We start from the raw sequence: 584 nt of genomic DNA, 5'->3' as shown, positions 1-584 counted from the left end.
TGATGTTATGCACGCTGACTTCCTGCGTGTTGATATGGACAAAGCTATCCATGTGCACGTTCCACTTCACTTCACAAACGAAGACGCTTGTGTTGGTGTTAAGTTGGGCGGTGGTAAGATCTCTCACCAGCAGGTTGAAGCTGAAGTAATTTGCCTACCTGGTAACTTGCCTGAGTTCATCGAAGTTGATATGACTGAAGTTGAAGCAGAAACTATCCTTCACCTTTCAGACCTTAAACTTCCTGAAGGCGTTACACTTGCTGCACTACAGCAAGGTGCTGACCACGATCTTCCAATTTGTTCAGTACATACTCCAAAGGGTAAAGCTGAAGACGAAGCTGGTGAAGCAGCTGCAGAAGGTGATGCAGAGTAATTCTCTGTATCCGGCATGAATTGATAGCGTCAGAGAAGCTCCGATGAGTCAAATCAAGCTGATTGTGGGGCTGGGTAATCCCGGCCCCGAATACGAAAACACCCGCCATAATGCTGGCGCCATCTTTCTGGCCCAGATCGCTGAAGCACATCAGCAAAACCTTAAGCCAGAAAAGAAGTTCCACGGACTTCATGCCAAAGTTAATATTCAA

The 584-nt window shown here is 46.7% G+C and carries 2 pseudogenes; both read left to right on the top strand.

What is annotated here, in order from left to right:
• Positions 1-373: pseudogene (locus tag A3761_RS05485) on the top strand (50S ribosomal protein L25); the annotation flags it as partial.
• Between the two features lie 43 nt (positions 374-416).
• Positions 417-584, top strand: a pseudogene (locus tag A3761_RS05480) (aminoacyl-tRNA hydrolase); the annotation flags it as partial.

The organism is Oleiphilus sp. HI0123 (assembly GCF_001635315.1).
The sequence above is the reverse complement of the archived record's forward strand: the minus strand, read 5'-3'. Positions and strand labels throughout refer to the sequence as shown.